This is a genomic window from Mycolicibacterium boenickei (genome assembly GCF_010731295.1).
Classification (GTDB): domain Bacteria; phylum Actinomycetota; class Actinomycetes; order Mycobacteriales; family Mycobacteriaceae; genus Mycobacterium; species Mycobacterium boenickei.
In genome coordinates this window covers 1,959,298-1,986,282 of the sequence record NZ_AP022579.1, presented here as the reverse complement: position 1 = coordinate 1,986,282, position 26,985 = coordinate 1,959,298, and the positions used below count along the sequence as shown (strand labels likewise).

Sequence of the window (26,985 nt, the reverse complement as noted above, 5' to 3'; positions counted from 1 at the left end):
CTAGTTGGATTGTCTAATTGTCTGATTCTGCGGCCTGACCGCCGGTGGCGTCAGCGTTATTCGCTGTCCCCGCCGGGGAATCCGCACCTGCGTCGGACTCGGGCACCGTGTCGACCACGCCGACGAGGGCGTGCCTGACCACCTGGTCACCGATCTTGTAGCCCCGGCGCATCACGGTCCCGACAACGGGATGGGTGCCTTCGCCCTCATGCTGCACAGCCTCGTGCAGCGACGGGTCGAACTCGTCACCCTCCACGCCGAATCCGGAAAGACCTTGACCTTCAAGGGCACTGACGAGCTTGTCAGCAACCGACTTGAGCGGTCCGGATTCCAGGTCACCATGGCTGCGGGCCCGGTCGAGGTCGTCGAGCACACCCAGCAACTGGGTGATGACGGCAGCCTTGGCCCGGTCGGCGGTGACCTGCTGATCGCGCAGTGCCCGCTTGCGGTAATTGTCGTATTCGGCCTTCACGCGTTGCAGCGTGGCCTTGAGCTCGGCAACCTCGTCGCTCTCGCTCGCCGGCGCACCGGCATCGGAGGCGGCGGACGCCGGCCCACCAGGGGCCGGCGCCTGCTCACGAACCTCACCGGTGTCGGGATCGATGCGCCGTTTGTCGGTGATGGTCACCGGCTCGTGCGAATCGTTCTCGCTCACTTGGTCTCCTGATCGTCGTCGACAACCTCGGCGTCCACCACGTTGTCATCCGCGCTGGACGAGCCCGCGGCTCCGTCCGGTCCACCGGCGGCCTGCTCGGCCTGGGTGGCCTCGTAGATCGCCTGGCCCAGACCCTGGGACTCGACACCGAGCTTCTCCATCGCCGTCTTGATCGCGGAGATGTCGCTGCCTTCCAGCGCGGTCTTGGCCTCGGCGATGGCACCGTCGACCTTGGCCAGCGTCTCTTCGGGGACCTTCGAGCCGCCCTCGGCCTCACGCTGCTCCTTGACGAACTTCTCCGTCTGGTAGACCAGCGACTCGGCCTGGTTGCGGACGTCGGCCTCCTCGCGACGCTTCTTGTCCTCTTCGGCGTGCGCCTCGGCGTCCTTGATCATCCGGTCGATCTCTTCCTTGGACAGGCCGGAGCCTTCCTGGATCTTGATCGTGTTTTCCTTGCCGGTGCCCTTGTCCTTGGCGGTGACGTGCACGATGCCGTTGGCGTCGATGTCGAAGGTGACCTCGATCTGCGGCACGCCGCGGGGGGCCGGCGGGATGCCGGTCAGCTCGAACGAACCGAGCAGCTTGTTGTGCGCGGCGATTTCGCGCTCACCCTGGAAGACCTGGATCTGCACCGACGGCTGGTTGTCGTCAGCGGTGGTGAAGGTCTCCGACCGCTTGGTCGGGATGGTGGTGTTGCGCTCGATCAGCTTGGTCATCACGCCACCCTTGGTCTCGATACCGAGGGACAGCGGGGTGACGTCAAGCAGCAGAACGTCTTTCACCTCGCCCTTGAGCACGCCGGCCTGCAGCGCGGCACCCACGGCGACGACCTCGTCCGGGTTGACGCCCTTGTTGGGCTCCTTGCCACCGGTCAGTTCCTTGACCAGATCGGTGACGGCGGGCATGCGGGTCGAACCACCGACGAGCACCACGTGGTCGATCTCGGAGACCGAGATACCGGCGTCCTTGATCACCGACTGGAACGGCTGACGGGTGCGGTCCAGCAGATCCTGCGTGATCTTCTGGAACTCGGCGCGGGTCAGCTGCTCGTCGAGGAACAGCGGGTTCTTGTCGGCGTCAACGGTGATGTAGGGCAGGTTGATCGAGGTGCTCTGCGAGGAGCTCAGTTCGATCTTGGCCTTCTCGGCGGCTTCACGCAGCCGCTGCATGGCCATCTTGTCCTTGGTCAGGTCGATGCCACTGGTGGCCTTGAACTTGTCGACCAGCCAGTCGACGATCCGGTCGTCCCAGTCGTCGCCACCGAGGTGGTTGTCACCGGAGGTGGCACGCACCTCGACGACACCGTCGCCGATCTCCAGCAGCGAGACGTCGAACGTGCCGCCGCCGAGGTCGAAGACCAGGATGGTCTGTTCCTTGCTGCCCTTGTCGAGCCCGTAGGCCAGGGCGGCCGCGGTGGGCTCGTTGACGATGCGCAGAACGTTGAGGCCGGCGATCTGGCCGGCTTCCTTGGTGGCCTGACGCTGAGCGTCGTTGAAGTACGCGGGCACCGTGATGACGGCGTCGGTGATGTCCTCACCGAGGTAGGCCTCGGCGTCGCGCTTCAGCTTCTGCAGCACACGGGCGCTGATCTCCTGCGCGGTGTAGTTCTTGCCGTCGATCTCGACGGTCCAGTCGCTGCCCATGTGGCGCTTGACCGAACGGATGGTCCGGTCGACGTTGGTCACGGCCTGGTTCTTGGCGGGCTGGCCGACCAGCACCTCGCCGTTGCGCGCGAACGCGACGACCGACGGGGTGGTCCGGGAGCCCTCGGAGTTCGCGACGACAACGGGGTCGCCACCCTCCAGAACCGCGACGCATGAGTTGGTGGTCCCGAGGTCGATACCGACCGCACGAGCCATGGTTGCCTCCTGATAGAGATATAGGGGTCTGAGCGGGCTGCGCTCAAGCTTGCTCCGGGCGACCATAGCTTGTCAACCCAAACTTGAGTCACTGTCACTCAACTTGCTGTCGATGTGGTCAACGGGGGGTTCCGCGGTTTTGTTCCCGAACTCCATGAGTTTTTCTCGGCGGGTTTTCCGGCAGACCCGGAGCCGACGTCGCCGCTGGACTCGGCCCCGCCGCGACCGGGTACCGTGCCCCATAATCAGATGCCCGGTCGGCTCGACCGCGCGCTAGCAGCCACTCGAGGGGGATCGACCGGCGATGGCAGACGAGATAACGACGACCGGGCAGAACGTGCCCGCGGACAAGCCTGCCAAGCGCGGCTACCAGCGGCGGGCGTTCAAATTCGACACCCCGATCGGCGAGATCGCCTTCGCCATCCGCACCCCGCGCAACCAACGCCCGCTGGTGCCGAAGCGGTTCGATCCGTTCGGCCTCACCGACCGCGCGGTGGACGCCGCGAAGACCAGCATGAAGCTGGCCGCCTGGGGCGAAGAGCAGCTGGCCACCCTGGTGAAGAACCGGCTGGAGGCCATCGAATCGGCGCCGCGGCCCGCCCCGACGGCCGCGCCGGAGGAGCCGACGGCCGAATCGCTGAACAGCAAGATGGACCGGCTGCTGGACCGCGCCCTGGACCAGAGCACGGCAGGCAGCCAGGTCGAGCTCTATCACCGCCTGCTCGACCAGCTGGTCGCCGACGAGGCCCGGATCATCGGCGCGCTGTCGGAGGGTGCGGCTTCGCCGTTGGTCAACGTCTACACCTGGACGCGGGCCCGGACTCCGGGGCAGGCCGTGCTGGAGAACGCCTGCCTGATCGGTCGCACCGCCAATGTGGCGCTGCCGACGATGGTCCCGCAGTACGTCGGCCACCTGCTGTCGCTGGGTCTGGTCGAGACCGGGCCCGAGGACCCGTCGCAGAAGGCCGAGTACGAGGTACTCATGGCCGAGCCCATGGTGCTGCGGGCGATCAAGAGCGCCTCCCGTGGGCCGCTGACGGCCCGGGTGGACAAGCTGACGCTGACGCTGTCCGGGCTGGGGCGTGGCCTGTGGGAAGCCGCGGTGCTACGGGACGGTTCGTAGCCGCATGACCGGCAGCGAGACAATTCTCGCGATCCAGACCTGGCAGGAGATCAAGGCAGATTTCAGCGTCAACTGGCTGATCTATCTGTCCATGCCCTTCGTCGCTGCCTTCGTCGGGTGGAGCACCAAGATCGTCGCGCTCGAGATGCTGTACCGGCCGATGGAGTTCAAGGGCATCGGCCTGTTCGGTTGGCAGGGCATCGTGCCCCGCCGCGCGGGCAAGGTGGGATCGAAGACCATCGAGCTGCTCACGCAGAATCTGCTGAAGCCGGAGGAGCTGCTGGAGAAGGTCGACGCCAAGGAGGCCGTCGATGCGTTGCGTGAGCCGCTGACCCAGGCGGTCGACGACATCTCCCGCGACATCGCCGAGCAGATCCGCCCCGGGCTGTGGGATTCGCTGCCCGACGCCGCGCGCAAGGCGATCATGGCGCGTATCCACGACCAGACGCCGAAGGTCGTGGAGAAGATGCTCAACGAGATGCGGTCGGACCTCAACCGGTTCGTCGACATCCAGTACCTGGCCGTCACGACGCTGGTCCGCAACAAGGACAAGCTCAACAAGCTGATGCGCGGGCTGGGCGACAACGCGATGGCCTTCGTCCGCCGCAGCGGCATCTACTTCGGGCTCGTGATCGGCGTGGTCCAAATGGTCGCGTGGGCGTTGTTCCAGAACCCGTGGATCATGCCGGCCTTCGGCTTCGGCGTGGGTCTCGTGAGCGACTACATCGCGCTCAACATGTTGTTCCGGCCGGTGCGGCCCACGAAGTACCTCGGCTTCATCCCGTTCCAGGGATTGCTGCACGCCGAGCGCGACAAGATCACCCAGGACTACGCACGCATCCTGGCCGAAGACCTGTTCTCACCCGAGATCCTGTTCGACGGCGTGCTGCGCGGGCCGGGCGCCGACAAGCTGTTCTCCTTGATCGGCAAGGAGGTCGAAGCAGCCATCGACGCGCAGACCGGCATCGCCACCCCGCTGGTCAAGTTCGCCGTCGGCACCCAGCGGTACAACGCCCTCAAGGACACCATGGTGAAGATGGTGCTTGAGCGGCTCCCCACCACGCTGGTCGAGGCTCAGGACTACGCCATGAACGCGCTGGACCTGGAGAAGACCATCATCGACAAGATGGGTCAGCTCACCAACGAGGAGTACGAGTCGATCCTGCGGCCGGTCTTCAAGGACGACGAACCGACCATGATCGCGGTCGGCGCGATCCTCGGCGGCGTCGTGGGCGAGATCCAGGTGCAGGTCGTCGAGCACTTCGGCAACGACCCCGAGGCCGTCGCACTGCGCACTCTTCTGCTCCATCACTAGCCCAGCGGTTACTTGCCGCCGGCCAACAGATCTCGGGACTGCAGGGCCAGCCAGAGCTGGGCGATGTCCGCGGTGTCGGACAGGTGCGCGCCGGTGAGTTCCTCGACCTTGTGCACGCGGTAGAGCACGGTCTGCCGGTGGACATTCATCGCGGCCGCCGTGCGCTGCCAGGACCGCTGGTTGGCCAGGAACGCCTCCAGGGTCTCGACCAGATCGGTCCGGTGCTGGGCGTCGTGCTCGATCAGCGGCCCGAGCCAGCGCTCCACCATCGCCCGGGCATCCTCGACACCGCCCATGCCCACCCACGAGGTGGCGGTGCCGTAACGCACCACGGCGTCACCGGTCCGCTGCGCGGTGCCCAACGCCCAGGTCGCCTCGCGGGCCGATTCCGCCGAGCGGGCAACGGTTTTCAGCACCCGGCCGGCACCAACCCTGGCCGTGGGCCCGAGGGAGGCGGCGATGGCGTCGACCGCGGCATCGGTTCCCGGCACCACCGCGTGCGCGACGCCTGACCGGAACGCGGACACATGGGGAATGCGGCGGCGCCACAACGCCACATGGAGATCGCGCAACCGACGTTCGTCATCGCAGGTGGCCGAGACGAACATCGACGTCGCCGGGTCCAGCCCCGAAGACAGCAGTTGCCTGCGCCCGACGCGCTGGTCCATCCGGCCGTCGATGAGCTGCGCGGTGAGCTCGGCGCCTGAGCGCCGGGCGTGCTCGAGGGTCAGGTGGGTCTGGGACAACTCCAGCGCGACGACGGTCGCAGCGTGCTGGATCAGCACCCCGTCGAGCGCGGCTCCGCCTTCGCGGATGACGGCCAGCACCGCGTCGTCATGCGTGGGCACCTCGCCGACCAGCACCTCGACCCCGCCGGTGGTGAGCACTGAGCGCGCTCCGGCGGCGAGCGTGCCCTGCGAGGCCGTCCGCACGGTCTCCTTCACATCGTCCGGCGGGTGCGGCCCGTCAGGGTGATAGGCCTCCCCGGTCATCCGATCACACACGTACACAGCGCATTTCAGTTCCTTCGTGAGTGCATCGGCGATGCTCGACCGCCCCGCGTCGCCGGCCGTGGAATGGCGCAACGCGTCATAGATGCGGGCCGTGCGCATGAGCCTCTGGGACTGCTCGAGCAGAGTGGCCTCGGCGACCGCGCGCGAGATCGCCACGAACGGCATCGGATAGCGAATCCACAGCACCGGCAGCTCGAGCCGTTCGCTGGCCCGGGTGAACCGTTGGGTGAGCCGGGGGCAGAACATGTCCTCGCCGATCGCCAGGCCGCTGGCGCCCACCCGATGCAGTTCCTCGAGCAGGTGCTCCTGGTCGTCTGCCGACGACGGGAACGACATCCCGTTGGTCATCAGCAGTTCGCCGGCGCTGACCCACTGCCACGGCTCGGGCAGATCCGAGGTGTGCGTCCAGGTCACCTGGCGGTCCAGCCCGGCCTTGCCGGAGTGCAGGCGCAGCTGCAGGTGCGGCATGTCCAGCAGTTCGCGCACCGTGATGCTCACATGCCAACCGTATCGAGTCACCGCGGTCACGCCACTGGAATCAGTGCGCACTCTCGGCGGCGAGCGCGGGCTGCACCTCTTCGACCTGGCGAACCCGCCACAGCTTGATCAGCCCGAGGTAGATGAAGAACGTCGCGATCGTCCCCACGATCCACGCCGTATCGATGCCACCGATCTTGCCGGCAATCGCGCCCTGATAGAACGCCGTTGACATGAAAGGGATTTGGACGACGAAGCCGAGGAAGTAGCTGAGCACCGCCGGGACGTTGAACGCGCCGTACCCGCTCTTCGGATCGCTGAACGAGGCCGGGTCGTAGTGCCCCTTCTTCACCACGTAGTAGTCGATCAGGTTGACGATGCTCCACGGGATCAGCAGGTAGATCAGGATGCTGATGAAGTTGGAGTACTGCACGAGGAAGTCATCGGAGAATCCGACGGCGGCGACGAAGACCACGACCGCGATCGCGGTGGCCGTGATGTTCCTGGCCGAGGATTTCGGCGACCACTTCAGCTTGAAGGCCTGGATACAGGTCAGAGTGCACAGCGACGATCCGTACATGTTGATGACGCCGGCGTCGATCGCGCCGAAGAAGAACACGAGCATCACGAAGACGAACAGCGGGCCGGGCATGATGTGCGACAAACTGGTCAGCTGCGCATCGGCACCCAGGGCCGCGACGAGGAGCGCCCCGACGATCATCGCTCCGGCGGCACCCAGCAGCGTGCCGAAGTAGGTGTACCAGAACGCGGACCGCGGGGTGGTCGAGGACGGCAGATAGCGGGAGTAGTCCGAGACATACGGTGCGTACGAAAGCTGCCAGATCCCGGCAACGGATGCCATGCCGAGGAAGCCGGTCCAGTTGAAGGCGCCACCACCACCGCCGTCACCGATGCCGCCGTGTGCCGCGGCGAGCGCGGTGTAGCCGAGGGTGAGCACCAGGGCCAGACCTGAGAGCCAGACCATCACCCGGTTCAGCCGGAGGATGAGCTGGTAACCGACCACCACGGTGACCAGCGTCAGGGCGGTGCTGACGGCAAGCGCCACACCGGCATTCAGCGATGGGAAGACGGCGACCAGGGTCTGCTGCGCCAATATCATCAAAGAGACGATCCAGCCGACGTAGGCAAGAATGACGACCACGATCACCAGCAGCGACCCGTACATCCCGAACTGGGCGCGCGCCTGGATCATCTGTGGCACACCGAGACCCGACCCCTGCACCGAGTGAAGGGCCATGAACACCGCGCCCACGACACTGCCGAGCACGATCGCGATGATCGTGGAGGTGACGTCCAGCTTGTAGATCGTCGGCCCCAGAAGACCTGTGACCACGGCGAGCGGGATGATCTGGACCGTAAACCAGAATGAGAAGAGGTGCCGCACCTTGCCGGTGCGCTGCGATTCCGGCACCGGCTGGATGGTCAGATACTCGACCCGCGAGGCACTGTCATGCGACATGGAAGGCGTCCTTGTTCGGTGGGATCGGCCGGATCAGCGGATCGTGAAGCCGCGGTCGACGACGGTCTCGAGCATGTCCACATAGGTGTCCATGTCGTCGCGCGCCGGCCGGGGCGCCGCGTCGTAGGGCATGGCGGCTTTCACCACCGGGCTGAGGAAATAGGCGCCCGCAGCCAGCACGGTCAGCGCTTCGAACTGGTCCGGCTGCTCGGCGGACAGGCTGTCCAGCGCGGCTTCGGGATCCTTACCGGCGCTGGAGTCCAGCGCCGCGGTGAGTGCGTCGACGAGGTCGGGCCGGTAGTCCAGGACCTGGTCGAGCAGGCTGCCGGACACGTCTGCGGTGGTCGCCGACGGCATGGTGTCGCTTGCCGGGATAAGGGTTTCGGCCAGGGTGGCGAACACTTGCCGCTGTTCGGAATTGAGCATGGGGACCTCAGAACGGAGTCGGGATGTCAGAGCGGGTTGCGGCGAGATGTCGCATGGACCGCAGGGCGACCGCCATGATCGTGGCGGTGGGGTTCATACCGGTCGACGTGACCATGGTGCTGCCGTCCACGATGAACAGGTTCGGGACGTCATGCGTCCGGCACCATTCGTCGACGACGGAGGTGGCCGGGTCGGTGCCCATCTTTGTTGTCCCCAGCAGGTGCCAGGCACTGTGCCGGACCACCGGAATCGGGTGCACCTCAACGGCTCCCGCGGCCTCGTGAGCTTCGACGGCCCGTGCGACGTTGAAGTCGAGCATGCGCCGGCAGTTCTCGCCGATCTGGTAGTGGATCTTGGCTGCTGGAATCCCGTCGGAGTCGGTGACGTCGGGATCCAGTGTGACGGTGTTGGTTTCGTCGGGCAGGTCCTCGGTGGTGATGCCCCACTCGGTGTAGCGGCCGAATGTCTTCTTCAGCCGCGGGTGGAAGTTGGCGCCGAATCCGTCGCGCCAGTTGTCGCCGGGCTCCCACAGGGTCTGGGCCAGCGGGCCGCCGGTCGGCATGAGGTTCCACTTGGCGCCACGCACGAATCCGCGGTCGGTGTCGGTCTCGTAGAACTGCAGGGACTGCAACGCCTGCCCGGCCGGACCGAGCCAGGTCTCCATGTCCTCGTCGTACGCACCGTACACCGAGGCGTAGGGATGGGTCATCAACCGCTTGCCGACCAGGCCCGAGGAGTTGGCCAGGCCGTCGGGGGCCGAGTTCAGCAGCAGACGCGGCGTGCCGATTCCGTTGGCCGCCACCACCGTCACTCGTGCAGCCTGATGCTGCAGCGTGCCGTCGCGGTCGATGTACTCGGCGCCGGTCGCCAGTCCGCGGTCATTCGTGGTGATTCGGCTGACCCGGGCTCCGGTGACCAGCTGCACCCCGAGTTTGATCGCGTCACGCCAGTGGGTGATGTCGGTGCTGGCCTTGGCGCCGACGGGACAACCGGATTCGCAGGCGCCGTAGCGCTGGCAGGCTTCCTGGTTCTTGTACTTGCGCGACGCGATGGCGTTCGGCGCGGGCCACCAGTGCCAGCCCAGCTTGTTCATACCCTTGGCCGCGACCAGGCCGTACTTGCCGATCGGCAGCGGCGGCAGCGGGAACGTGTGCGGGTCCGGGTAGGCCGGGTCGCCTTCGAGACCGGACGCCCCGATGTGGTGGGTCACCTCGTCGAGGAACGGCCGCAGATCCTCGTAGGTGAACGGCCAGTCCTCGGCCACCCCGTCGAGGGTCTTGACCCGGAAGTCCGACGGCATCGGGCGCACCCAGTGGCCGGAGAACATGATCGTGCTGCCGCCGACACCGTTGAACATCAACGGTTCAACCGGGCTGTCAGTGCTGTCGATCGGATAATCGGCTTGGTTCTGCCGGACATTCGGGCTGGAGTTCCACTGCTTGAGGCGGGTGAGCTCCCACGCGGGCTTGCCCGCGGTGAAGTCGTCGGGCAGGTTCCAGCCGCCCTGCTCAAGGCAGACAACCTTGAGTCCGTGGCGGGCCAGTTCGAGGGCCGCCACCCCGCCGGAGGCTCCGGCCCCCACAATCAGCACGTCGGGTTCGTCATGGATGTCTCGGGTGTCCACTGCTCGCACTCCAGGTCAGATGGGCTGCTGTGCGAACAATGATGCGTGCGTCACACCTTTGAGGGCGAGAATCGATCCGCACAAAGTGCCGGACCCGCCTTGTGCATGCGCACAAACGCTGTCAACAACCTGTCAGTTCTTCGGCCGGGTGACCCGGCGGGCCGCAATGGCGACCGCCAAGGTTGTCAGCTGACCCGGCTCATCGAGGTTGACCTCGAGTAGACGCGCGATCTGATCGAGCCGGTAGTACAACGACTGTCTGCGGATGTGTAGGCGCTTGGCGGCCTCGGCCTTGCTGCCCGCGCACGCGACCAGCACTTCCAGGGTGCGGACCAGCTCGCTGCCCTTGGCCTCGTCGCTGCGTTCCAGTGCGCCGATCTGGTCCTCGACGAACTGGCGCACGGCACCGGCGTCGCCGTGTTGGGCCAATAACCGCTCCAGCACGAGTGTCTGCACACCGATGACCGGGCCGGCCTCGCCCAGCTCCTGGCCGAGCTGCAGCGTCTCGCGTGCCTCGGTCATGGCCCGTGGCAGCAGGCCGACCGTGTCGACTGTGCGACTGGCAGTGGCGCACAGCTGGTTTCGTGGCAGCCGGGCCACGCGGGCCGCCTCGCGCACGGCGTCGAGGACCTCGATCGTCGGCACCCCGGCAGGCATGACCAGCACACCGCATAGCAGGCCCTCAACGAGTCCGAAGATGCCATGGCCGACCTGGCGCATCAAGGCATCGGCCACCGAGGCAACCGATTCGACGCGTTGCGGGTCGATCGCGACGCACACATAGCGTTGGCCGGCCGTCGCGATGCCGGCCGCCCGCAGCCGCGCTTCCAGCGCGCTGTGGTCGATGGGTTGATTCGCCACCAGTTGATCGAGCACCAGCTGCTGGGCCCGCAACGTGCCCGCGATGCCCGTCTGCTCCCGCATCAAACAGAGGCCCAGAACCGTCGGCGCCCGGTCGAGGACTGCGGCACAGAGCAATTCGGGTACGCCTTCTGGGTCCACCGACAGCCGGCCCCACGCCGTTCCGTCGACCATCACCGGCACCTCCGACCGCGGACCACCGCCTCCGTCGCCGGCCCCGGACTCGACCATGACGCGTCCCGCGTAGTCGCTCAGCCGCGCCGAAGTCCCGAGCATCGAGGCGACCTGATCGATCAGTTCGTTCAGGGTCGCGCCTCGGGCCAGCGCTTCCGACAGCGCCCGGGATGTCTCGTCGGCGTAGCGCAACCGGGAGACCGAGCGGTCGATGAGCTCGCTGTTCACCGCCTCGGCCACCTCGGTGAACCGTAGCGTCGGTGCCAGTTCCACCACCGGGAATCCCAGCGGCAGCGCCTCCTCGACCATCTCCGGCGGCACCTGTGCGAATGTCCTGCCGACCTCGAAGAACAACCCGGCCACCCCTCGCTCGGCCAGCCGCCGGACATAGAGCCGGCGCCCGGCGTCGCTGACGTCGAGGAGGCCGACACCGTTGGTCAACAGCACTTCGTCGCCGCGCAGCAGGCCTGCGATGTCGTAGAGATCGGTCGAATGGACCCAGCGCACCGGGTGCTCGAGACTGTCGTGGCCGCTGAGCACGGCGGGCCTCGCCGATTGCAGCGACGGGTGCGCCAGCACGTCTCTCACCGTCAAGGACATACGACAGTATGTCCCACATGAGCCGATAAACCTATGACAATGCGTCCGTTGTCGTGGCGCGGGCGGCGCGGCATTCTGTGTTCGACACAACAGGTTCGACCCACCAGTTGAGGAGCACGCATGACCACACTCGTCACCGGCGGCCGCGGATTCGTCGGCCGCCGCGTGGTGGACCAGTTGCTCGCCGACGGCGAACGCGTCGTCATGTACAACCGCGACTACTCCGTCGACCCCCGGGACGGGGTGGTCGCTGTCCTCGGCGAGCTGTTCGACATCCCGCGCCTTACCGACACCCTCCGCACCTACGAGGTGGACCGCATCATCCACACCGCCGGGCAGAGCCATCCGGCGCTCTCGATCGAACTGCCGGTCACCACCTTCGCCGCGAATGCCGATGGCACGCTTGCGGTTTACGAAGCGGCGCGGATGACGGCCGTGCGGCGCATCGTGTTCTTCTCATCGGAGTGCGCGCTGGGCAACATCACCGGGGACGGGCCCGTCACCGAAGACATCAAGCCCGCCCCGACCACCGTCTACGGCGTGACCAAGGTGGCGGGCGAACTGCTGGGCAACGCGTACAACTCGCTCTACGACATGGAGATCGTGTCCCTGCGCATCACCGAGGTGTACGGGCCGGGCCTGTGGATGCCCAGCCTGCTCGGCGACATGATCCGGGCCGGCCTGCGCGGTGAGACCTTCACCCTCGAATCCGGCGGCGATCACGGATTCCAGTTCGTCTACGTCGACGACGTCGCCTCCGCCGCCCAGTTGGCCTCGACCACCGCCAATCTGACCCAGCAGGCGTACTTCGTCTCGGGTGGCGACCGGATGACCGTCTTCGAAACCGCCGACCTGCTGACGAAGTTCCTGCCCGACGCCCGCTTCGACATCGGACCCGGCTACCTGCCCGACTGGGACCGGCAGGTCCAGTTCGATCTGAGCCGGTCTGAGCGCGACCTCGGCTACGTACCGGGATGGGCCTTGGAAAAGGGGCTGGAGAAGCAGATCGATTGGCTGAGAGGACATGCACATGGGTGAGATGACGGACCGGATTGCCCTGGTGAGCGGGGCCTCATCGGGTATCGGGCTGGCCACCGCCGCGACCCTGGCCCGCGAGGGCGCCGACGTGGCTCTGCTGGCCCGGCCGCAGGATGATCTGTCCGAAGCCGTGCGTCTGGTCGAGGGACACGGCAGGCGCGCCCTGCCGGTCAGCGTCGACGTGCGTGATTCGGTTGCGGTGCGCACGGCGTTCGATCAGGTCGAGGACGAGCTGGGTCCGATTGATGCGGTGCTCAACAACGCCGGAATCTCCCGTGTCGCACCGCTTGTCGAGACGACCGACGAGATCCTCGACGATCTCATGTCGATCAATGTGGCCGGCTCGTTCTACGTGCTGCGGGAGGCGGCTCGCGTCATGCAGCCGCGAGGCAAGGGCTCCATCGTCAACACCGGCTCCGAGCTCGCCCTCATGGGCCAGCCGGGCTTCGTCGCCTACACCGCCACCAAGGGCGCGATCGTGGCGATGACCCGCAGTGCCGCAGCGGAACTGGTGTCCTGGGGCATCCGGGTGAACTCGGTGTGCCCCGGCACCACCAGGACCCCGTTGCTCATGGTCGAGTTCGAGGACAGCGCCGACCCCGAGGCCGAGATCGCTGAAATCGCCTCCAGCGTCGCCGCCGGACGGTTCGGCGAGCCACAGGAGATCGCCGAGGCAGTGGTGTTCCTGTTGTCCGACCGGGCCAGCTACGCCGTCGGCACCCATCTTGTCGTCGACGGCGGGAGGTCGAGCTGCATCCCCGCCGGAAACGTCGGCGTTTCCCACTGAGCATCAAGGAGTTTCGCAAATGACCGAGAAACAGCCCCGGATGTACCGGGACATGACCTGGACGGAGATCGCCGAGGCGGCCCGCGCCGACATCCCGGTGGCCATCCCCATCGGGTCGACCGAACAGCACGGTCATCACCTACCGGTGTGCACCGACTGGCTCATCCCCGAGAAGCTGCTGGAAGAGGCCAGCCGTCGCACCGACCTGGTCGTCGGCCAGTTCGTTCCGTTCGGCTATCGCAGCCGCCCGGGCAGCGGTGGCGGACAGCATATTCCGGGCACCCTGTCGCTACGGGCCACCACCTACATCGCGCTGCTGGAAGACATCCTCAGCGAGCTCAAGCGGGCCGGGTTCCGCAACATCGTGCTGTACAACTGGCACTTCGAGAACAGCGGCTTCATCTACGAGCCCGCATTCCTGATCTCCGAGAAGCACCCGGAACTGAAGATCCTGGTGATGGAGGACGCCAACCCCGATTTCACCGAGGAGCGTCAGCAGGCCATCTGGCCCGAGGGCTTCCCCGGCCTGGCCTTGGAGCACGCGGCCGTCATCGAAACCTCACTGCTGCTGCACCACGCACCGCACCTGGTGCGGACCGAGCACATCAAGGCCGATGCTCCCGAACGCGTCGTCAACCACGACGTGCTGCCGATCGACACCCGGATGTCCACGGCCAGCGGAGTATTGGCATCCCCCGAGGCGGCGACCGCCGAGAAGGGCAAGATGCTCACTGAGTGGATGGTCGACCGGCTCGTGACCATCCTCGACGAGGAGTTCGCAGGCCGCCGCTAGATTCGCACCGCGAGCGTGCGTGTCTGCCCCTCGACACTCCGCTCGCAGTCGGCATTTTGCGCACGCTCGCGGCTATCGATTGGCATGCGGGCACACTGACCGCCACAACGCCGAGGATTGCTGTCAAATACTCACTGACCGCAATCCTCGGCGTTGTCGTTGAGTCGTTGATCGCCCACATGGGGCAGACTCCGGCTCGCGATAACCACTTACAGCGCACGCTCGCCATCCTGATGCGGCGCGAGCGTGCACGAACTGTTGCCACAACACGGTGTGTTGGGCAGCAGACACGCATGCTCGCGGTGCCTGGGTTACCCGTGCAGGTGAAGCGGCGCGCCGGACACCGCCATCAACGCCTCACCCAGCGCCTCGTTCTGGGTGGGGTGGGCGTGCACGAATCGCGCGGCCTCGTCGGCCTTGACGCCCAGGTTGTACAGCATCTGAGCCTCACCGATGAGTTCCGAGACACCGTGGCCGATCATGTGAACTCCTGCGACCGCGCCGGCCGGGTCGACGACGAGCTTGATCGCACCGGAGGCCTTGAGGATCTGGCTGCGCCCGTTGCCGGCCAGGTCATAGGTGACGGTTTCGACGCCGTCGCCGTAGCGTTCCCGCGCCGCCTCCTCGGTGAGCCCCACCGAGGCGATCTCCGGGTTGCAGTACGTGACCCGAGGGATACCGAGGTCCGAGACCGGCTCGGGGTTGCGTCCGGCGATCTGCTCGGCGACGAAGATGCCCTGCTGAAAGGCGCGGTGCGCCAACTGGAGTCCACCGACGATGTCGCCGATCGCGTACACGCTCGGCACGCTGGTGCGCAGCGCGTCGTCCGTCACCACGAACCCGCTTTCGAGGGCAACGCCGGCCTCCTCGAGCCCGAGGCCGGCAGTACGCGGCGCCCGGCCGACGGCGACCAGCAGCACATCGGCGGACAACTCGTCGCCCGATTCCAGGGTCACGCGCACATCGTCGGCGTCGGTGGCGACCGCGGTGACGCGGGCTCCGGTCTTGGCGGTGATACGGCGACGGCGGAACAGCCGCTCCAGATAGGCAGAGACGGCGGCGTCTTCGTTGGGCACCAGCCGTGGCAGCGCCTCGACGATGGTCACCTTGGTGCCGAAGGATGCCCAGAGACTGGCGAACTCGACGCCGATCACGCCGCCGCCGAGGATGATCGCCGATTCGGGGATGGTCTGCAGTTCCAGGGCCTGGTCGCTGGTGAGCACCCGGTCGGAGGCCGTGATGAGCCCGGGCAGTTTCGGTGCCGATCCAGTGGCCAGCACGATCGACTTGCCGCTGATGGTGGTGCCGTCGACCTCGACGGTGGTCGGCCCGGTGAGCCGGCCGCGGCCGTTGACGACGGTGATGCCCAAGGCCTCGATCAGCCCGGACAGTCCCTTGTGCAGGCGTGACACCACAGTGTTCTTGAACGCGTGCAGCTTCTCCGGGTCGACGCCGTCGAAAGTCGCGTTGATCCCGAATTGCGCTGCGGTGCGTGCGGAATCGGCGACCTCGGCCGCGTGCAGCAGCGCCTTGGTCGGGATACATCCGCGGTGCAGGCAGGTGCCGCCCACCTGGGCCTCGTCGATCAGGACCACAGACAGCCCGAGCTGCGACGCGCGGATCGCGGCGGCATATCCGCCCGGCCCGCCGCCCAGGATGACGACATCTGCTGTATTCACGAGTGACTCCTTGAAAGTTCGATTGCGGTGCGGGCCTGGGTGTAGAGCCACCCGGCCCGGTAGGACGAGCGGACCAGCGGGCCGGACATCACCCCGAGGAAGCCGATCTCACGGGCAACACTGTCGAGCTCGGCGAATTCCTCTGGAGTGACCCAGCGTTCGATGGGGTGATGCCGCGGCGTGGGCCGCAGGTATTGGGTGATGGTGATCAGCCGGCAGCCGGCAACGTGTAGATCCCGCAGGGCGGTGACGATCTCGTCGGTGGTCTCCCCCATCCCGAGGATCAGGTTCGACTTGGTGATCAGGCCTTGACTGCGGGCCCGCTCGATCACGGCGAGTGAGCGTTCGTAGTCGAAGCCCGGCCGGATGCGCCGGAAGATGCGCGGCACCGTTTCGAGGTTGTGCGCGAGCACTTCCGGCGCCGCGTCGAACACTTCGTCGAGCTGTTCTGGCGTACCGGTGAAATCCGGGATCAGCAGTTCGACGCCGGTGTCCGGGCAAGCCGTATGGATCTGGCGCACGGTCTCGGCGTACAGCCAGGCACCGCCGTCGGCGAGGTCGTCACGCGCCACCCCGGTGACGGTCGCGTAGCGCAGCTGCATCTGTGCCACCGACTCGGCCACCCGCCGCGGTTCATCGCGGTCCAACGGGTCGGGACGACCGGTGGCGATCTGGCAGAAATCGCAGCGCCGGGTGCACTGGTCCCCACCGATCAGGAAGGTGGCCTCCCGGGATTCCCAGCATTCGAAGATGTTGGGGCAGCCCGCTTCCTGGCACACCGTGTGCAGGTCGTTGCGCTCCACGAGCGCCCTGACCTCCCGGTACTCGGGCCCGGTTCGCAGTTGGGTCTTCATCCAGGCCGGTTTGCGCTCCACGGGGGTCTGCGCGTTGCGGACCTCCAGGCGCAGGAGCCGGCGGCCTTCCGGGGTGACGGTCATATCCCTCAGCATTCGACGACGTTGACGGAGACGTTGACCGCCAGCCCGCCCGTGGATGTCTCTTTGTACTTGGCGCTCATGTCCATCCCCGTGGCGCGCATGGTCTCGATGACCTGGTCCAGGCTCACCCGGTGCGTGCCGTCACCGCGCAGCGCCATGCGGGCCGCGTTGATCGCCTTGCCCGCCGAGATGGCGTTGCGTTCGATGCACGGGATCTGCACCAGGCCGCCGATCGGATCGCAGGTGAGGCCGAGGCTGTGCTCCATGGCGATCTCGGCAGCGTTCTCCACCTGTTGCGGTGTACCACCCAGGATCTCGGCCAGGCCTCCGGCGGCCATCGACGCCGCCGAGCCGACCTCACCCTGGCAGCCCACCTCCGCACCCGAGATGGAAGCCCGCTCCTTGTAGAGCGAACCGATGGCGCCTGCGGTCAGCAGGAAGCGGATGGTGGTGTCGTCCGGGTCGGCGATGCCGGCCGGGGTGTAGCGCAACGCGTAGTGCAGGACAGCCGGGATGATCCCGGCCGCGCCGTTGGTCGGCGCGGTCACGATCCGGCCGCCCGACGCGTTCTCCTCGTTTACCGCGAGCGCCACCAGGTTCACCCAGTCCTCGGCGAAGGCCGGATCACGCTGCGGGTCTTCGGCATCGAGCCGCACGAACCAGTCCCTGGCCCGACGGCGGACCTGCAGGTTGCCGGGCAGGTAGCCGTCGCGCGACATCCCGTTGGCCTGGCAGGCGACCATGACGTCGCGGATGTGCAGCAGGCGTTCCCGAACCTCGGCTTCGCTTCGGTTCACGCACTCCTGCCGCATCATCGCCTGGCTGACCGACAGCCCGTCCCGCTCGGTCAGCGCTAGGAGCTCGGCGGCGGAGCGGAACGAGCCGTCGACGCAGCCTTCCGCCCCGTCGGCTGAAGCGGGCGAGGTTTCGGTGACGACGAAGCCTCCACCGACCGAGAAGTACGTCTCGCGGTAGACGACATCACCGCAGGCCGAAAACGCCGTCAGCGTCATGGCGTTCGGGTGCTGGTCGAGCCGGCGACTCGGTTGCAGATTCATGTCGGATTCGGTCAGCGCGATGACGGTCCGCCCGGCCAACAGGATTTTCCCGTCGGCACGGATGGTCGCCAGCCGCCGCTCCATCTCGTCGGTCTCGATCGTCTCGGGCCGGTAGCCTTCGAGACCCAGCAGGATGGCCGGCATCGTGCCGTGCCCGGCCCCGGTCGCCGCCAGCGAGCCGAACAGATCCACCCGGACCTCGCCGACGTGATCGACCATGTCACGACCGAGGAGTTCGTCGACGAACATTCCGGCCGCCCGCATCGGGCCGACGGTGTGTGAGCTCGACGGGCCGATGCCCACCGAGAACAGGTCGAACACGCTGACCGCCATGGCTACAGCTCCGGATACAGCGGGAACTGTTCGGCCAGCGTACGCACCTGCGCCGCAAGCTCTTCGGTGTCCGCCTCCCGATCCGCGATCAGCGCGGCGGCGATGACGTCGGCGACGCGCGCGAACTCCGCGTCGCCGAACCCGCGGGCGGCCAGCGCCGGGGTGCCGATCCGGAGCCCGGAGGTGACCATCGGCGGACGCGGGTCGAACGGAACCGCGTTGCGGTTGACCGTGATCCCGACGGCCTCGAGCCGGTCCTCGGCCTGCTGCCCGTCGATGGCGGCGTTGCGCAGATCGACCAGAACCAGGTGCACATCGGTGCCACCGGTCAGGACGGTGATCCCGGCGTCCTTGACGTCAGGCCGGCTCAGCCGTTCCGCAAGGATTCGCGCGCCGCGCAGGACGCGCTGCTGACGTTCGGCGAACTCCGGCTGCGCGGCCATCTTGAAACCGACTGCCTTGGCGGCGATCACATGCTCCAGCGGCCCGCCCTGCTGGCCGGGGAACACCGCCGAGTTGATCTTCTTCGCGATGTCGGCCTCGTTGGTGAGGATGACACCACCGCGGGGCCCGCCAAGGGTCTTGTGCGTGGTGGAGGTGACGACGTGGGCGTGCGGCACCGGCGACGGGTGCAGACCGGCCGCGACCAGTCCCGCGAAGTGCGCCATATCGACCATCAGGTAGGCACCGACCTCGTCGGCGATCTCACGGAAGCGGGCGAAGTCCAGCTGGCGCGGGTAGGCCGACCAACCGGCGATGATCAACTGCGGCTTGTGCTCTCGCGCCGCGTCGGCGACGGCGCCCATGTCGATGAGGTAGTCCTCTTTCGACACCCCGTAGGCGGCGACGTTGTAGAGCTTGCCGGAAAAGTTCAACCGCATGCCGTGGGTCAGGTGTCCGCCGCAGTCCAGGGACAGGCCGAGGATCGTGTCGCCCGGTTTGATCAGTGCGTGCATCACCGCCGCATTGGCCTGGGCACCCGAATGCGGTTGGACGTTGGCGAATTCGGCGCCGAACAACGACTTCACCCGGTCGATGGCCAGCCGTTCGACCACGTCGATGTGTTCGCAACCGCCGTAGTAGCGCCGGCCCGGATAGCCTTCGGCGTACTTGTTGGTCAGCACCGAGCCCTGGGCCTGCATGACCGCCAGCGGCGCGTGGTTCTCCGAGGCGATCATCTCCAGGCCCAGCCGCTGCCGGTGCAGTTCGTCGCCGATCGCCGAGAAGATCTCAGGGTCGAAGTCGGCGAGACGTTCGTCGAGGATGCTCATGTCTAGGCCTCGCTCTTCTCGGTGTATTCGGCAGCGGTCAGCAGGTTTCCGGCCGCGGTGGCCTGGACCTCGAACAGCCAGCCCTCGCCGTACGGGTCGGAGGTGACCAGGGCGGGATCGTCGACGGCCGCGGTGTTGACCGCCGTGACGGTCCCGCTGACCGGTGGATACAGCTCTGAGACGGTCTTGGTGGATTCCACCTCACCGCAGGTCTCGCCCGCGACGATGTCGGAGCCAACCTCGGGAAGGTCGAGGTACACCAGGTCACCGAGTGCCGCGGCCGCGACCGAGGTGATGCCGACGCGCACCGGGGTGTCCGGCAAGGCAGCGCCCGGTGCGATCAGCACCCATTCGTGTTCTTCGGTGTAGCTACGGTCATCGGGGATGGTCTGATTCGTCATGTCTGGGGTCCTTTCAGCTGCGGCGGTAGAACGGGGCCGGGGTGACTTCGAACTGTTCTTTGTTGCCGCGGATGTCGACCTGCAGCACGGTTCCTGGTTCGGCCAGGCTCGTGTCGAGGTAGGCCAGCGCGATCGGGTAACCAAGGGTCGGCGACAGCGCGCCCGACGTCACGGTTCCCACCTGGCTTCCGTCGGCGTTCTCGACGGCGTAGCCGGCTCGGGCCGCCCGGCGGGTGGCGCCCTTCAGCCCGACCAGGACGCGTGAGATCGGCTGCTCGGAAAGCCCTTGCAGCGCCTCACGTCCGACGAATTCCTTGCCCAGTCGGACAACCTTGCCCAGTCCGGCCGCATACGGGTTGAGCTCGCGGGTGAGTTCATGCCCGTAGAGCGCCATCCCGGCTTCCAGTCGCAGTGTGTCGCGGCAGGCCAGGCCGGCCGGCAACCCGCCGGCCTCGGTGGTGGCGGCCAGCAGGGTTCGCCACAGGGCGACGGCTTGCGCGTTCGGCACATAGAGTTCGAAGCCGTCCTCGCCGGTGTACCCGGTGCGGGCCAGCAGCACATCGATGCCGTCGACCTGAGCCTCGGTCACCGCGTAGTACTTGAGTTCGGTGACCGCTGCACGCTGGTCCTCGGGCACCAACGTGCGCACGATGGCTTCGGAAGCGGGGCCCTGAACGGCGATCAGCGCGGTGCTCGTGGACTGGTCGTCGACATTGGCATCGAACTGCGCTGCCCGACTGACCAATTCCCGGGCCACCACCGGTGCGTTCGCGGCGTTGGCGACCACCAGAAAGTGCTCGTCCGTGAGCCGGTACACCACCAGGTCGTCGATCACCCCGCCGTCGGCGTCGCACATCAGCGAGTACTTGGCCCGGCCGAGGCCGATCTTGGAGGCCTCGCCCACCAACGCGAAGTCCAGGGCGTCGGCGGCCTGCGGCCCGGTGATCGAGATTTCGCCCATGTGGGACAGGTCGAACAGCCCGGCGGTCTCCCGGACCGCCTTGTGCTCGGCCAGTTCACTGCCGTACTTCAGCGGCATTGCCCAGCCGGCGAAGTCGGTGAACGCGGCGCCCAGCCCCCGATGTTCGTCGAGCAGCGGCGATGCCGGGGTGTTGTTGTCGGTCATGCGAAAACCTCCTGAAGGCTGTCGGCGATGTCGGTCTGGAACGCCTCGGGTGCGGGGCACGAGCAGGCGAGATTGCGGTCCCCGTGTACGCCATCGATGCGGCGGACCGGGGGCCAGTATTTGTTGAGTCGCAGGGAGGCAACGGGATACGCCGCGTACTGCCGGCTGTAGGGCAGGGTCCATTCGGCGCCGGTGACCTGCTCTGCGGTGTGCGGAGCCTGCCGCAGTGGGCTCTGTTCGAGCTCCCACTCTCCCGAACCGACGCGGCTGATCTCGTCGTGGATGTTGATCATCGCCTCGATGAACCGGTCCAGCTCGGCCAGGTCCTCAGATTCGGTGGGCTCGACCATCAGCGTTCCACTGACCGGGAAGGACAGGGTCGGGGCGTGGAAACCGTAGTCGATCAACCGCTTTGCGACGTCCTCGGCGGTCACCCCGGTGCGCTTGGTGATCTCCCGGAGGTCGAGGATGCACTCGTGCGCGACCAGCCCGGTTTCCCCGGTGTACAGCACGGGATAGTGCCCGGCCAGTGACGTCGCCAGGTAGTTGGCGCCCAGCACTGCGGCCTTGGTGGCCGCGGTCAACCCGTCCGGGCCCATGAGTGCCAGGTAGGCCCAGGTGATCGGCAGAATGCCGGCCGATCCGTAGTTGGCCGCCGACACCGGCGCCGGGCCGTCCTGCAACGGGTCACCGGGGAGGAACGGTGCCAGGTGGGCGCGGACCGCGACGGGCCCGACGCCGGGACCGCCGCCGCCGTGGGGGATGCAGAACGTCTTGTGCAGGTTGAGGTGCGAGACGTCGCCGCCGAACTCACCGGGTTTGGCCAGCCCGACAAGGGCATTCAGGTTGGCGCCGTCGACGTAGACCTGCCCGCCGGCGCGGTGGACCAGCTCGCACACCGTGCGGACGTCGGTCTCGTACACGCCGTGGGTGGACGGGTAGGTGAGCATGATCGCGGCGACGTTGCCGTCGTGGTCGGCGAGCTTGGCCTCCAGGTCGTCGTGGTCGATGTTGCCGTTGGCGGCTGTCTTCACCACGACCACCCGCATTCCGGCCAGGACCGCCGAGGCTGCGTTGGTGCCGTGTGCCGACTGCGGGATGAGGCAGATGTCGCGGTGGTTCTCGCCACGTGACCGGTGGTAGGCGTTGATGGCCAGCAGTCCCGCGAGCTCACCCTGAGACCCGGCGTTGGGCTGCAACGAAACCCGGTCGTAGCCCGTGATCTCGGACAGCCAGGCTTCCAGATTGCCGACCAGCTCGCGGTAGCCGGCGGTCTGCTCGGCCGGGGCGTACGGGTGGATGCCGGCGAAACCGGGCCAGCTGATCGGTTCCATCTCGGCGGCGGCGTTGAGCTTCATGGTGCAGGACCCGAGCGGGATCATGGTGCGGTCGAGCGCCAGGTCCCGGTCGGAGAGTTCTCGCAGGAAACGCAGCATCGCCGTCTCGGACCGGTGTGTGTGAAACACCGGGTGCTGCAGGAACTCCGATGTGCGCAGCAGATCGGCGGGCAGCGCAGCCGGAGGGTCGGCCGCCGCCGGAACGGCGCCGAACACATCGAGCACCCGCGCCACGATCTCGTCGGTGGTGCACTCGTCGCAGGCGATGCCGACATGGTCGGCGTCGACCAGTCGCAGGTTGATGCCTGCGGCGTCGGCGGCCGCCACGATCTCGTGGGCGGTGCCTGGGGTACGCACCTGCACGGTGTCGAAGAACCGGTCGTGGACGACCTCGCGACCCGCCGCCCGCAGGCCGTCGGCCAGCGCGACGGCGTGCCGGTGCACACGAGTTGCGATGGCGCGCAATCCATCCGGTCCGTGGTAGACGGCGTACATGGCGGCGACGTTGGCCAGCAGTGCCTGCGCGGTACAGATGTTGCTGGTCGCCTTGTCCCGGCGGATGTGCTGCTCACGGGTCTGCAGGGCGAGCCGGTAGGCGGGCTTGCCGTCGACGTCGACCGAGACGCCGACCAGGCGCCCGGGCAGCATGCGCTCGAGCCCGGACCGCACCGCCATGTAGCCGGCGTGGGGCCCGCCGAAGAACAGCGGCACACCGAACCGCTGGGCCGAACCCACGGCGATGTCGGCGCCCTGCTCACCGGGGGCCGCGATCAGGGTCAGCGACAGCAGGTCGGCGGCGACCGTGGTGAGCATGCCGCGCTCGCGTGCCGCGGCGACGAGCGGGGCGAGGTCGCGGACCACACCGCTGGCGCCCGGAGACTGGAACACGATGCCGAACGCGTCGCCGTCCGGCAGCGCGTCGGTCAGATCGGCGACCACGACCTCGACCCCGACGGCCTCAGCCCGCCCACGCACCACCGCGAGGGTCTGCGGCAGGCAGTCGGCGTCCAGGATCACGCGGTTGGAGGGCACCGCCTTGTTGGCCCGTCGCATCAGCAGCACCGCTTCCATCACCGCTGTGGCCTCGTCGAGCAGCGAGGCGCCGGCCACCGGCAGTGCGGTGAGGTCCTCGATCAGCGTCTGGAAGGTGAGCAGCGCTTCGAGCCGGCCCTGCGAGATCTCCGGTTGGTACGGCGTGTAGGCGGTGTACCAGGCGGGCGATTCGAGCATGTTGCGGCGCAGGACGGCCGGTGTGATGGTGTCGGAGTACCCCAGGCCGATCATCTGGATCCGCGGTTGATTGCGGTCGGCCAGTTCGCGCAGCACCGCCAGCACCTCCTGCTCGGACCGGGCCGCGGGCAGTCGCAGGCCCTCAGGGCAGCGGATCTGCTGCGGCACCGCGCTGTCGATCAGCTCATCGGTGGTTGCGAACCCCAGAACGCCGAGCATGTGCCGCTCGCCCGCCTGGTCGGGGCCGATGTGTCTGTCGCGAAAAGAGTTGACGTCGTTGACTTTTGCGGTGCGCTCAGGCATGAGGTGACTCCGGTTTCGGGCACCGCGGTTACGCGATGCGTCGTGAAGTTTCACCTCCCCGCTCTGTCCTGAAACCTGAGAGCTTTAGCGCGTTGCGCCTGTCCCCTTCGGTAAGCGCGATACGTGCGATCGCGCTGTTCTCCAGAGTTGTCTCGACACTGCGGTATTGGGCCTGAGAGATTCCCGGGGAGGAGTTGCTCCTACGGCGCCTCCGAATCGGAGGTTCTCCCACAGCGCGTCAACGACGTATTGAGTTATGTGACGGATGCTACTCGACTACGGCGCTGTGGCCGCAACTTCTCCGTTGACGGGCAGATTTGACACCCGTCCAGCGACCATCAGCGACACGAGGTCGAATACCACGGTGGCCGCGGCCACGCTGGTGATCTCGGCATGGTCGTAGGCGGGTGCCACCTCGACGACATCGGCACCGACGATGTTGAGCCCGGACATCTTGCGCAGCATCTTCAGCAGTTCGCGCGAGGTCAGGCCACCGGACTCGGGGGTGCCGGTGCCCGGGGCGAACGCCGGGTCGAGCACGTCGATGTCAACTGACAGGTACACCGGCACGTCGTCGACCCGGCGCCGCACCACGTCGACGGCCGCGTCGGTGCCGATCACGTCGAGATCGCCGGCCCGGATGATCTTGAAGCCCATGCGGGCGTCGTCATCGAGGTCGATCTGGTCGTAGATCGGGCCGCGGATACCGACGTGGATCGAGTGGTCCTCGATGAGCAGACCCTCTTCGAAGGCCCGCCGGAAGATCGTGCCGTGGGTGACCGGGGCGTTGAAGTAGGTGTCCCAGGTGTCCAGGTGGGCGTCGAAGTGCACCAGGGCGACGGGCCCGTGCTTGGCATGCAGTGCCCGCAGGTTCGGCAACGCGATGGTGTGGTCGCCGCCGATGGACACGATCCTGCGATCGCCGCCGGCCAGGATGTCGGAGGCGTGATCCTGGATCTGCTGGCAGGCCTCGGCGATGTTGTACGGGGTGACGGCGACGTCGCCGGCGTCGACCACCTGCACGTGCTCCAACGGGGCAACGCCGAGTTCCACGTGATAGCCGGGGCGCAGTGTGCGGGCGGCCTGACGGACGGCCATCGGGCCGAAGCGGGCACCGGGCCGGTAGGACGTGCCGCCGTCGAACGGGACACCGAGGATTGCGATGTCGTAGTCGGACACCTCGTGGATGTCGGCGATCCGGGCGAACGTGCCCTTCCCGGCATAGCGCGGGACCTTGGTGGCGGGCAGTGCGCCGATGATGCCGTTATGCGTGCTCATCTGTGGTTTCCAGCCTTTCGACTCGCCAGGTGTTGAGAGTCAGCATCACTCCCGGCGCACACGTGTGGCGAGCAGATAATGCCCAAACACTGACGAGTGCCATTGAGCAATCGCACAACGGATCTGCCGTCGGCAAGAGGCGTCGAGTCCTGCCGGAATACCTCCGCCGCGAACGCGGTTACATCGACCATCAACGACAACTAAACTGGACGTACAGTTCAGATAGACAAAGAACAGGTGGTCAGAGACATGAGCGTTTGGTTCATCACCGGAGCTTCCCGCGGATTCGGATTGCAGATCGCCCGCGACGCCTTGGAGCGCGGCCATCAGGTGGTCGCCACCGCGCGCGACGCCGCCGCCGTCACCGCCGCCCTCGGCGAGAACGACAATGTGCTCGCCGTAGCCCTCGACGTAACCAACGAAGCGCAGGCACAACAGGCCGCGCAAGCCGCCGTGGAACGCTTCGGCCGCATCGACGTGCTGATCAACAACGCCGGGCGGGGACTGCTGGGAGCGGTCGAAGAAGCCACCGACGCCGAGGTGCGCGCCGTCTATGAGACCAATGTGTTCGGACTGCTGACCGTGACCCGCGCCGTGACCCCGGTGCTGCGGGCCCAGCGGTCGGGCACCATCGTCAACATCTCCTCGGTCGGCGGATTCGTCGGGTCGCCGGGGTGGGGTGTCTACGCGTCGACCAAGTTCGCCGTCGAGGCGCTCTCCGAGGCACTGCACGCCGAACTGCAGCCGCTGGGCGTGCACGTGATGGTCGTCGAGCCCGGTTACTTCCGTACCGATTTCCTCGACTCGTCGAGCCTGCAGACCCAGCGCAACATCATCGACGACTACGCCGACGGCCCCGCCGGCCAGATGCGCGTCGCCGCCGGCGAGCGCAACCACGACCAGCCCGGCGACCCGGTGAAGGCCGCGAAGGCCATCATCGACGTCGTCGAATCGGCAGAGCCGCCGCTGCGCCTGCTGTTGGGCAACGACACCATCGCGGCGGTCGAAGGCAAGATCGCCCACGTGCAGGCTGAGCTCGCGCAGTGGCGAAGCGTCTCGGAATCAACGGATTTCGACGATGTCGCCGCGAGCTGAGGCGGGAGTCGGCGGGGCGGGCGAGGATTTCGTCCGCCCCACCGGCGCGCGCAGCGACCGAATCCACCAGGCCATTCTTGACGCCACCGCGGAACTGCTCGACGAGGGCGGACTCCCGGCGGCCACCATGGACGCGATCGCCGCCCGATCGGGCGCCAGCAAGGCCACACTGTACAAACACTGGCCATCGCGGACCGCTGTCGCGGCCGAGGCGTTCGGAACGATGATGGCCGAGGCACTGCCGCTGCCCGATACCGGCAGCACCGCAGGCGATCTCACCGAACAGGTGGTACGCGTGTCGGCGTTCTACGCGAGTGCGCGCGGTGAAGTCTTCGCCCAGCTGCTCGCGGCGTGCGTCGAAGATCGGACGGGCGCAGCGTATTTCCGCGAGTACTTCCTGGGCGGCCGGCGCGCGGCGATCACCGAACTGTGGCAGCGCGGGGTGGATCGCGGCGACGCCGACGCGGACATCGCGATCGACGACGTCATCGACATCCTGTTCGGGCCGCTCATCTTCCGCCGCATGACGGGCCATTGTGCGCTCACCGACGAGAACGCACGGCGGCTGGCAGAAACAGCCATGCGGGGTCTCAAGCCACAAACTTCCCGGTGATTCGATCTACCGAGTTCTGCATGTGTACCTGCGACAACGAAGCCCGCGTTTTTCAGCCGGTCACGACAAGCGGCTACCGGATGAGCAGCGCTAGCGTT

Annotated in this window: 22 protein-coding genes and 1 riboswitch; of the genes, 7 read left to right on the top strand and 15 right to left on the bottom strand. The window is 67.1% G+C overall.

Annotated features, from left to right (window positions below; all coding sequences use genetic code 11):
• Window positions 1-13: 13 nt before the first annotated feature.
• Window positions 14-655, bottom strand: a complete 642-nt coding sequence (gene grpE, locus G6N57_RS09220) for a nucleotide exchange factor GrpE (protein ID WP_077740180.1) — start codon at window positions 653-655, stop codon at window positions 14-16.
• Window positions 652-2,514 (bottom strand): molecular chaperone DnaK, encoded by a 1,863-nt coding sequence (gene dnaK, locus G6N57_RS09215; RefSeq protein WP_077741861.1) that lies wholly within the window; start codon window positions 2,512-2,514, stop codon window positions 652-654. The genes grpE and dnaK overlap by 4 nt, the downstream gene beginning before the upstream one ends.
• A gap of 304 nt (window positions 2,515-2,818) precedes the next feature.
• On the opposite strand from dnaK, the gene G6N57_RS09210 reads away from it, so the two are divergent.
• Together G6N57_RS09210 and G6N57_RS09205 are read left to right on the top strand one after the other, a co-directional pair.
• Complete coding sequence (locus G6N57_RS09210) at window positions 2,819-3,637, top strand: Abi-alpha family protein (protein ID WP_174814470.1); 819 nt, start codon at window positions 2,819-2,821, stop codon at window positions 3,635-3,637.
• A 4-nt stretch (window positions 3,638-3,641) separates the two neighbouring features.
• The gene (locus tag G6N57_RS09205; RefSeq protein WP_077740179.1) at window positions 3,642-4,952 is read left to right on the top strand and encodes a DUF445 domain-containing protein; all 1,311 of its coding nucleotides are present in this window, start codon (window positions 3,642-3,644) and stop codon (window positions 4,950-4,952) included.
• An 8-nt stretch (window positions 4,953-4,960) separates the two neighbouring features.
• On the opposite strand, the gene G6N57_RS09200 is transcribed toward G6N57_RS09205, so the two are convergent.
• The 5 genes from G6N57_RS09200 to G6N57_RS09180 form a co-directional block, all read right to left on the bottom strand.
• Window positions 4,961-6,463, bottom strand: coding sequence for a PucR family transcriptional regulator (locus G6N57_RS09200; RefSeq protein WP_133118294.1), 1,503 nt, complete (start codon window positions 6,461-6,463; stop codon window positions 4,961-4,963).
• A 40-nt stretch (window positions 6,464-6,503) separates the two neighbouring features.
• On the bottom strand, window positions 6,504-7,922 hold the full coding sequence (locus tag G6N57_RS09195) for a purine-cytosine permease family protein (RefSeq protein ID WP_077740177.1): 1,419 nt from the start codon (window positions 7,920-7,922) through the stop codon (window positions 6,504-6,506).
• 33 nt (window positions 7,923-7,955) lie between these two features.
• The gene (locus G6N57_RS09190; RefSeq protein ID WP_077740176.1) at window positions 7,956-8,348 is read right to left on the bottom strand and encodes a hypothetical protein; all 393 of its coding nucleotides are present in this window, start codon (window positions 8,346-8,348) and stop codon (window positions 7,956-7,958) included.
• A gap of 7 nt (window positions 8,349-8,355) precedes the next feature.
• A complete protein-coding gene (locus G6N57_RS09185; protein WP_077740175.1) occupies window positions 8,356-9,981 on the bottom strand; it encodes a GMC family oxidoreductase in 1,626 nt (541 codons plus the stop codon).
• A gap of 123 nt (window positions 9,982-10,104) precedes the next feature.
• A complete protein-coding gene (locus tag G6N57_RS09180) occupies window positions 10,105-11,595 on the bottom strand; it encodes a PucR family transcriptional regulator (RefSeq protein WP_234815600.1) in 1,491 nt (496 codons plus the stop codon).
• Between the two features lie 132 nt (window positions 11,596-11,727).
• Here G6N57_RS09180 and G6N57_RS09175 point away from each other — a divergent pair, with 132 nt between their 5' ends.
• Genes G6N57_RS09175 through G6N57_RS09165 form a run of 3 tightly spaced genes read left to right on the top strand, consistent with a single transcriptional unit; the run spans window position 11,728 to window position 14,225 of the window.
• Window positions 11,728-12,645 carry an NAD-dependent epimerase/dehydratase family protein gene (locus G6N57_RS09175; protein ID WP_077740173.1) on the top strand — a complete coding sequence of 306 codons (918 nt, stop codon included), beginning with the start codon at window positions 11,728-11,730 and terminating at the stop codon, window positions 12,643-12,645.
• The gene (locus G6N57_RS09170; RefSeq protein WP_234815590.1) at window positions 12,638-13,432 is read left to right on the top strand and encodes an SDR family NAD(P)-dependent oxidoreductase; all 795 of its coding nucleotides are present in this window, start codon (window positions 12,638-12,640) and stop codon (window positions 13,430-13,432) included. Before G6N57_RS09175 ends, G6N57_RS09170 begins: the two co-directional genes overlap by 8 nt.
• 19 nt (window positions 13,433-13,451) lie before the next feature.
• Window positions 13,452-14,225: a creatininase gene (locus G6N57_RS09165; protein WP_077740172.1), complete on the top strand. Its 774-nt coding sequence runs from the start codon at window positions 13,452-13,454 to the stop codon at window positions 14,223-14,225.
• A gap of 311 nt (window positions 14,226-14,536) precedes the next feature.
• Here G6N57_RS09165 and lpdA read toward each other — a convergent pair whose 3' ends face one another.
• From lpdA to speB, 8 genes are all read right to left on the bottom strand, one after another.
• Window positions 14,537-15,904, bottom strand: a complete 1,368-nt coding sequence (lpdA, locus tag G6N57_RS09160) for a dihydrolipoyl dehydrogenase (protein WP_077740171.1) — start codon at window positions 15,902-15,904, stop codon at window positions 14,537-14,539.
• Window positions 15,901-16,842 (bottom strand): lipoyl synthase, encoded by a 942-nt coding sequence (lipA, locus tag G6N57_RS09155; protein ID WP_077740170.1) that lies wholly within the window; start codon window positions 16,840-16,842, stop codon window positions 15,901-15,903. Before lipA ends, lpdA begins: the two co-directional genes overlap by 4 nt.
• 5 nt (window positions 16,843-16,847) lie before the next feature.
• Entirely contained in the window at window positions 16,848-18,233 is a 1,386-nt protein-coding gene (locus tag G6N57_RS09150) for an L-serine ammonia-lyase (RefSeq protein ID WP_077740169.1), read from the bottom strand.
• A gap of 2 nt (window positions 18,234-18,235) precedes the next feature.
• Entirely contained in the window at window positions 18,236-19,504 is a 1,269-nt protein-coding gene (gene glyA, locus G6N57_RS09145) for a serine hydroxymethyltransferase (RefSeq protein ID WP_077740168.1), read from the bottom strand.
• Window positions 19,505-19,506: 2 nt separating this feature from the next.
• A complete protein-coding gene (gene gcvH / locus G6N57_RS09140; protein ID WP_036447229.1) occupies window positions 19,507-19,905 on the bottom strand; it encodes a glycine cleavage system protein GcvH in 399 nt (132 codons plus the stop codon).
• A gap of 13 nt (window positions 19,906-19,918) precedes the next feature.
• Complete coding sequence (gcvT, locus tag G6N57_RS09135) at window positions 19,919-21,031, bottom strand: glycine cleavage system aminomethyltransferase GcvT (RefSeq protein WP_077740167.1); 1,113 nt, start codon at window positions 21,029-21,031, stop codon at window positions 19,919-19,921.
• Window positions 21,028-23,901 (bottom strand): aminomethyl-transferring glycine dehydrogenase, encoded by a 2,874-nt coding sequence (gcvP, locus tag G6N57_RS09130; protein ID WP_077740166.1) that lies wholly within the window; start codon window positions 23,899-23,901, stop codon window positions 21,028-21,030. Before gcvP ends, gcvT begins: the two co-directional genes overlap by 4 nt.
• Before the next feature lie 151 nt (window positions 23,902-24,052).
• Window positions 24,053-24,142, bottom strand: a riboswitch (glycine riboswitch).
• Window positions 24,143-24,177: 35 nt separating this feature from the next.
• Window positions 24,178-25,179, bottom strand: coding sequence for an agmatinase (gene speB, locus G6N57_RS09125; protein ID WP_077740165.1), 1,002 nt, complete (start codon window positions 25,177-25,179; stop codon window positions 24,178-24,180).
• 249 nt (window positions 25,180-25,428) lie between these two features.
• Between speB and G6N57_RS09120 the strand changes: the two genes are divergently transcribed.
• Both G6N57_RS09120 and G6N57_RS09115 read left to right on the top strand, forming a co-directional pair.
• Window positions 25,429-26,274: an oxidoreductase gene (locus G6N57_RS09120; RefSeq protein ID WP_077740164.1), complete on the top strand. Its 846-nt coding sequence runs from the start codon at window positions 25,429-25,431 to the stop codon at window positions 26,272-26,274.
• Entirely contained in the window at window positions 26,258-26,887 is a 630-nt protein-coding gene (locus tag G6N57_RS09115; RefSeq protein WP_077740163.1) for a TetR/AcrR family transcriptional regulator, read from the top strand. Before G6N57_RS09120 ends, G6N57_RS09115 begins: the two co-directional genes overlap by 17 nt.
• Window positions 26,888-26,985 lie beyond the last annotated feature (98 nt).